The sequence below is a fragment of the Legionella sp. km772 genome (assembly GCF_003989735.1).
GTDB lineage: Bacteria > Pseudomonadota > Gammaproteobacteria > Legionellales > Legionellaceae > Legionella.
On sequence record NZ_RZGQ01000149.1, the window covers coordinates 1 to 7,054 of the forward strand.

Here is a 7,054-nt window from a genome sequence, read left to right on the forward strand (position 1 = left end):
TTGATTTTTTTGATGCAGTGTAATAATTTCGCTTTTTGGTCATTCTATTCCCCTCTTATATTAGAAGAATAGCTCTTAAAAATACCTTTTTTTCGTCTAAAAATCCGCGCCTATATCAGTCCTCCTTCTTTCTCTATCCCACGGAAATCGAGATGTTTTAATTCATTTTTTGCTTTAACGGGCTGATTGGTAATAAAGACTTCTTTATTTTTTTCAAAAAGATCGCTACTTTTTCCATTGATTATTAAACTATATACCTTCCCTGCTGAGCTACCCGAATACGCCACGGTACGATCGAGGTCTAAAATAGCACGGACTCGATCACCCACAGCAACGATATTATAAGTGTTCAAAGAACCTAGATTGATCTTTTGGGTCCTCTGCTCAGGCTCTAAGCTCATTTTGGTGTTTACAAAATCAAATACTAGACGAGCAGGATTTTGGGTAATAAAACTTGCCGGTTGCTGTTTTAAGGGTTGTGAAAATTGAAAATCCAAACGCACCCGATCGTCAGGCAAGGGAAATACTTTTACCGAGACAAGAGAATTATCATTAGCAAATGCCATGCTAATGCTAGCACTGATCCATAATAAAATAGCGACTATCTTTCGCACCCTATACTCCTACTTGCCTGTATCTAAATGAATAGTGGTTATATGTTTTTCCCACGTTCCCGAATTTCTCGTCGTTTCTTCTAATTTAATTTCATTACTTTTAATAGAAATAATTCGTCCGTAATTAAGCCCCATATAATTGCCAACCTTCACCGGGACTACTTTCTTCTCCGGATCCCTAATCAAAGCCCAGAGCTGATTTCCTTCTTTTAAAATCCCAACAAACTTAAGTCCATCTAATGGATAGGCCTCTAAAGGTTGTTTTATTCGTTTTTGATCCGGAGCATACTGATCTGTTTTTCTAATCTCTATAGGTTTAAACGGACTACGTCTATTATCATTTTCTGGAAATCTAAAAACAGGCAGCGGAGCAAATTTTGGAATTGCTTCAATGGGCGCCCCCGGCCGGCTTTTTATATCATTAATGTAATTGATTAAATCACTATTATCTCCTGTACACGCAGTACATAAGAGTGTAATCACACTAATGAATACTGTATTTTTACCTAGTTTATTTCTCATTGTGAACGGTATCGATATATTTTAGCCGTGATATTCATCACTAATTCATCCTCTGAAACAGTTTTATTGTCTTTAGAAGATACCCCAGCAATACTAAATTCATGTAAAGTCACAATACGACTCATTTCAGCAACCCGACTTAGAAAGGTAGCTAATTGCATATAAGTACCAATTACGGTAATTTTTATGGGTAATTCGACATAAAAATCGTGCTTAACTTCGGCTTGGGGTGCAAATAATTCAAATTTTAATCCTGCTGCAACTCCGGTTTTGGAAATTTCCTCTAATAAACCTGGCATTTCATTTTTAGCAGGAAGTAATTTTAACATTGTCCCAAATCGTTCATTCATTAACTCTAATTGATTTCGATAAGCTTGAAGGTTAGCTGCTTGATGTTGTTTGGTTTCAAAATCAGCGCGTAAAGTAGCTTCTTGAGCCTGTAAAGTGTCTAATTGCTCAAAATTAGATTTAATTATCAGCCAATATCCTAATCCAATAATTAAAAATGCCACGCCCACCACAGATCCAAGCTTAATGGGTAAAGGCCATTGCCCAACATTTTCTAATGTTAACTCACTTAAATTTATGGAACTCATCTAATTAATCAGCCTAATCTTTAGGTTTTAATATAAAATTTAATGAAAATTCATTGTTAGCTGCTTGCTTGCTGTCATCCATTTTTTTAATTTCCGTTAATGCAGGAGCCTGTAACCAAGCATTATTTTCTATATTTCGCATCAGAATGGACACATTAGTGTTCGCTTCAGAATAACCCCATAAGGTAACTAAATCACTTTTTCGCTCCAATTTATACACATAAACTCCCGCAGGGATTATTTTGATCAACTCATCAAACAAATGCACCATTAAAGTCCGTGTAGATTGCAAATTTTGAATAATAGCCATTCGGGCAATTAAACTTAACCTGATTTGCTTTAAGTTTTTTATTTCTTTTATTTGCTCATCTAAAATATTTATTTCTTTCTGTAGCATTTGATTGCGCGTCGTTTGATTATCAATAAGATAAGTCGCATAGGAGTTAATTAAAAATACAATAAAGCAAGCCACTACCACGCCGCTTAACAGCATAGAGGTAAAAATCTTTTTTTCTTGCTCGCGTTGTTTCTCTCGCCAGGGTAAGAGGTTAATTTCAGTCATAATTAGTCGATATTCCTTAATGCTAACCCACAAGCCACCATTAATGATGGAGCGTCCTCATTTAAAGATTGTGCATTAATATTTTTACTAAATGACATAGTAGACAAGGGATTGACTACTGTTGTCGGAACATTAAGTTGCTCTTGAATCAAATGGGCTAAGCCAGTTTGCCGAGCGACGCCTCCGGCTAATAAAATATGGTCGACAAAACTATGTTGGCTTGTAGAATAAAAAAACTGCAAGGTGCGTTTAATCTGCAAGAGTACCATTTCTTTAAAGGGCTCTAGAACCTCGGTTTCATAATCGGCAGGCAATTGGTTTTCATTTTTTGCAACCAAGGCCTGTTCGATAGTCATCTTATAATGTTCTGCTATTGATTCAATTAATTGCATTCCACCAAATTTCTCTTCTCTTGAAAAGATAAGTTTCATGTTGTTCAATACAAATAGATGAGTATAATTGGCTCCGATATCGATAATAGGAACTATTTTATCTTGTCCACCAGCAGGCAAATCCTTAGAAAATAACTGCGCCACCCGCTCTACGGCGTAAGATTCGACGTCGACAACTTTTGCTTCTAAACCAGCTCGAGTTATTGCCTCCACCCTACTGTTCACATTTTCCGCTCGAGAAGCAACAATTAAAATATCTAATAAAGCCGAATTTTTACTGGAATGCCCTTGAATTTCAAAATCTAAATTGATTTCATCAATAGGATAAGGAATGTATTTATCCGCTTCAATGACCACTAACTCTTCCATTTCTTGATCACTTAAGCCATCATTAATTTGAACTACTTTGCTGATAACTGCTGAATCCGGGACGGCTACTGCTGCATGTTTGGCACTTAATTTAGATTTTAGAATAAGTCTTTTAATACAATCCGCTACCGCATCGATATCTTTGATAACATTACCATCAAGTGCGTTAGCTGGAAGGGACTCATGGCCATATCCTTCAACGCAAAGTGAATCCCTAGAACCTGATATTTCTAATATTTTGACTGCAAAGGAACTAATATCTATTCCTAAAATGGAGCGATGCTTAGGTTTAAACAATTTCAGCACTTAATTCCCTCTCCCTGAGTCCAAATAACCTAAACGAAATTTAATCAAAATAGCTAATATTATTAAAGATGTTAACGTATGCGTCTTAAAATTGGAATCTTCTCCACCTTAATTCCTATCTTTTAACTCTTTTTTCTTTCTCTCTAGTCACCAGCTGACAAAAAGATGTCTTTTTATATCCTATACTGATTAATATGGGGACATTGATAGTGACGTTATTATGCCTTTTGTCAAATTTAATCAAGCCAAGCAAATAGAATACATGAAGCTTTTACATAAAAAAGCGCTTGAACAGGCTAAGCTTCAAGACCCCCCTTTATTTGATCCACAAGGTCGGTTATTAGTTGAAGTAAGCTTATCTCGATCTCAATTAAAAAAAATCGGCTTATGGAAAGAAGGCAAAGAGCTCGCCCAAAAAACCATTGTCGTTAGTTTGGATGTTCATGCAGATCCCGACTTATCACAAAAGTTTTATAGCCGCGTAAGTGATGCATTAACCAATGCGTTAAGCGAAACCGGACTTCAGAAAAAACTAACCAAGGCCAAGCAACTACCTTTTAATACTGAAAAGGCTATCGAAGCTTTAGAAAAACTACCTAAAGGCAGCGTTATTTCTCTGCAACAAGAATATAGCCATCATTTACAATTGGTTACCCAGGTCTATCAGAAAAGTGTCCCTGAACTTGAAGGTCAAAATTTGTCACCAGCCTTAGAAAAGGCTTTAATAAAAACAAACAAATTAATCATGCGCCATTATGCCCTTGCTATAGCGCAAGCCTATAAAGAGGGTAACATTGATTTAGAAAAATTAAATAAAGAGCTTGATAAAGCAAGAAAAGAAATCGCCAATTCTGCACATAGAATCCTACGTGATGAAATCCGCAAAGAGACCGGGGTTGCACTCACAGAAGACTCCTTGCTAAAAAAAGAAGTCGATGCGGAAGTAGCAAAACAAAAGCTAGCACATCCCAAAAAGGAACCTGATGTAAAAAAAATAAGAAACAAACTGCTCACCAAAATTGCTGAAGATACTGTAGCATCTCCACATGATCTTCTTCACATTGATACAAGGCTAGGAAACGCTGTCTGGATTGAAGGCTCACAAGTAACCGCCCATGACCGCCATATCCAAAAGCCGGGCGACGAACTGGCTACCCGCCAAATTATTAGACATCAGATCAAAGATGGCTTGATTATAGCTTACCCAACTTCGCGAGTACAAATTAGAGTTCCTTCTCTAGATGCCAAGAGTGATGCATCCGAAGTTGAACACATGGAAGACGTACAGAATAAAATTAGCCATATTAATGAGCGCTATTTTGATAAAAGAGTGCCAAAGCCCGACTTTTTTGTTTATAACTTATACACTTCATTAGAACATACTCTGGATGATGCATTTAAAGACAATCTACAGACTCAGGGTGCAAGGCAGATCCTGCAAGGGGTCCATCTTTATAATGCCCGCGCTGTAGAAGAAGGCAACCCCTTATGTTTAGTACAAAATATTCCGATAAATGGGTTTGGTAGTACCCTAGGTTACGGTATAGGAAGCAGCAAGCTTGTGACCGAGGCAACATTAATGACTGAAATCGCATTAATGCATAGCTTATTAGGTATCGACCATCCTCTAGTTCAAAATATTAATCAGCACTACAAGTTATTTTTAGCCCAAAATGAACTATATCTACAAGAATGCAGAGTAAATGCTACAGAGCCTGATCCGGAGAAGTCTTTTTTTTCTCAGTCTGAATATGGTAGAGAAGCCATAAGAATAATTCAGGACGAAATTAAAGCTGCCTGGAAAAAAGATAAAACAGCTCCGCCCCAACCTGAACTTCATGCTGATAAAATAAGAGAAAATGCTAAAGCTTATTTAAGATATATTGTTGCCAACAACCTTCATCATACCGATGAATATTCAAAACTAACCCAAACCTTATCTGTATTTATTGAAGAACATTCCATTGGTGGTTGTAAGAGTGCTAATGAGCGGGCTCAGGCCATTAATGGTAGAGTCCTGATGCTAGATTCCTTATTAATTGCCGATCCGAATGCCCCCCATAAAGATGAACGACATGCCTTAATGCAAGCCCTTGCAAAACCTAACGATCCGAAAGGTTTGAAGGCCGCCTTAGATGGTGCCTACAACGTTTTAGGGCTTCAATCAGCCGCAGCCTTAATTAGTTTTATGGATCAAGGCGCGGCAGCCAAGGGACTAGCTCGCCTTGATATTCAATTGGATAAGCAATACATAGTACAAGGTTTTAATGGTAATTATTTTGAAGAATCGAGCCTAACTAATTTAAAGCAAAACAAAGCGGGTGCCATGCAAGCTCATAAGGGCTTAGCAGAAAAAATGATGTCGGCTTGTGACGATAGTCAGTCTGAGAAGCTTCCTCTGCCCCAAGGGATCATGCAGAAGGTGGAAAAAGATTTAGAAAAACAATTAGGTAACTACTCAAGCTATGGTAAAGCATTTGGTGCTTCCCAAACTGGACAAGCCTTTGTGAATGCTCGTCTTGATGAGGGGGCTCGTAAACACTTATATGAGGGAATAGAAGCCTATCAAAATCGCCACTTTGCCCTTATGGTTGATTATTGTAACAAATTCAAACTGCCTATTCCCGATGACTCCCCCGATTTTTTCCGTAAACAATTTATAGAATTCTGTGCAAGAAAAGATTTTACAGATTTCGCCGGCGATAAAGGGAAGAGAAAGACAAAACCCGAAACTGCTACTCAATCCTTAGAAGAGTTATTTGGCAAGCAAGGGGCAGCTTTATATAAATTAGCCCTGGCTGAAGAACGTCATACCAAGGAATACATGAATGCGGTATTTCAAGAATCAACCTCTCACAGTGAGGGCAATAAATGGTCAACCCGTCCTGTCATCATTGTAGCCGGACCCTCTGCTTGTGGAAAATCAACGGCAGCTAATGCAGCAATTGAACAAGCGAAATCAGCACTTCCCACCGACCCTGAGGATTTTAGTGGCAATGACATTGTTGCTGCTGATGGGGGGGTTGCCCGTGAAGTCTCACAGATGCGCAAATTAGCAATTCAACTCGCAGTTGAGCATGGTTACAGTGGAATTAACGATCTCCACAATAAAAGTAATGTCTTAGGCGATGTAAAAGATTGTATTTTAGAAGCTGCTTATGCAACTGACAATCTGGGGGTTGTTATCCCTGAAACCTTTAGTCACGCAAAAACATCTACCTCAATGTTTGCACGTATCGACCAATTAAAAAATACCACCCCAATTTGGATCCGAGTAACAGGCGAAAATAAATCTATTTTTAGTGCCCTACTCGATAAAATTACCACTAGCTTCCGTGAGGTTGTTGCTTATATGGGCTCGCGAAGGGCATTTAAAACTTCTGGATTTAAAGATGAAAAACCCGAGGATGAACGAGAGGACACCCGCTATGATTTGAATATTTCCAAAGATGAGATCCCAGAGTCTAAAGCTTATGGGGGATTTTTATCTTTTATGGGAGGATGGTTTGGCTCATGGAAAGCTGAGCAAAACTTTAAGAAACATTATCAAGATGGCATTACCTTCACCCTCGTTAATGACTCATGTTACGCACATAAACTTGTAGTTTGACTAAAAAGCATTAGAATTCCGCCCTTAATTTTAGGGAGGGAATTAAATGGATATGCTTGATCTTTATAGTGATTATTTGATTT

The 7,054-nt window shown here is 38.0% G+C and carries 6 protein-coding genes; 1 reads left to right on the forward strand and 5 read right to left on the reverse strand.

The features are described from left to right. Positions 1 to 110: 110 nt before the first annotated feature. Genes ELY15_RS12230 through ELY15_RS12250 form a run of 5 tightly spaced genes read right to left on the reverse strand, consistent with a single transcriptional unit; the run spans position 111 to position 3,361 of the window. Complete coding sequence (locus tag ELY15_RS12230) at positions 111 to 614, reverse strand: AMIN domain-containing protein (RefSeq protein WP_127100427.1); 504 nt, start codon at positions 612 to 614, stop codon at positions 111 to 113. A 9-nt stretch (positions 615 to 623) separates the two neighbouring features. Next, a complete protein-coding gene (locus ELY15_RS12235) occupies positions 624 to 1,136 on the reverse strand; it encodes a pilus assembly protein PilP (protein ID WP_127100429.1) in 513 nt (170 codons plus the stop codon). Beyond that, positions 1,133 to 1,732, reverse strand: a complete 600-nt coding sequence (locus ELY15_RS12240) for a type 4a pilus biogenesis protein PilO (RefSeq protein WP_127100431.1) — start codon at positions 1,730 to 1,732, stop codon at positions 1,133 to 1,135. The genes ELY15_RS12235 and ELY15_RS12240 overlap by 4 nt, the downstream gene beginning before the upstream one ends. A 13-nt stretch (positions 1,733 to 1,745) precedes the next feature. After that, positions 1,746 to 2,294 carry a PilN domain-containing protein gene (locus ELY15_RS12245; protein WP_127100433.1) on the reverse strand — a complete coding sequence of 183 codons (549 nt, stop codon included), beginning with the start codon at positions 2,292 to 2,294 and terminating at the stop codon, positions 1,746 to 1,748. A gap of 2 nt (positions 2,295 to 2,296) precedes the next feature. Continuing rightward, entirely contained in the window at positions 2,297 to 3,361 is a 1,065-nt protein-coding gene (locus ELY15_RS12250; RefSeq protein WP_127100435.1) for a pilus assembly protein PilM, read from the reverse strand. A 220-nt stretch (positions 3,362 to 3,581) separates the two neighbouring features. Between ELY15_RS12250 and ELY15_RS12255 the strand changes: the two genes are divergently transcribed. After that, on the forward strand, positions 3,582 to 6,971 hold the full coding sequence (locus ELY15_RS12255) for a hypothetical protein (RefSeq protein WP_127100437.1): 3,390 nt from the start codon (positions 3,582 to 3,584) through the stop codon (positions 6,969 to 6,971). Positions 6,972 to 7,054 lie beyond the last annotated feature (83 nt).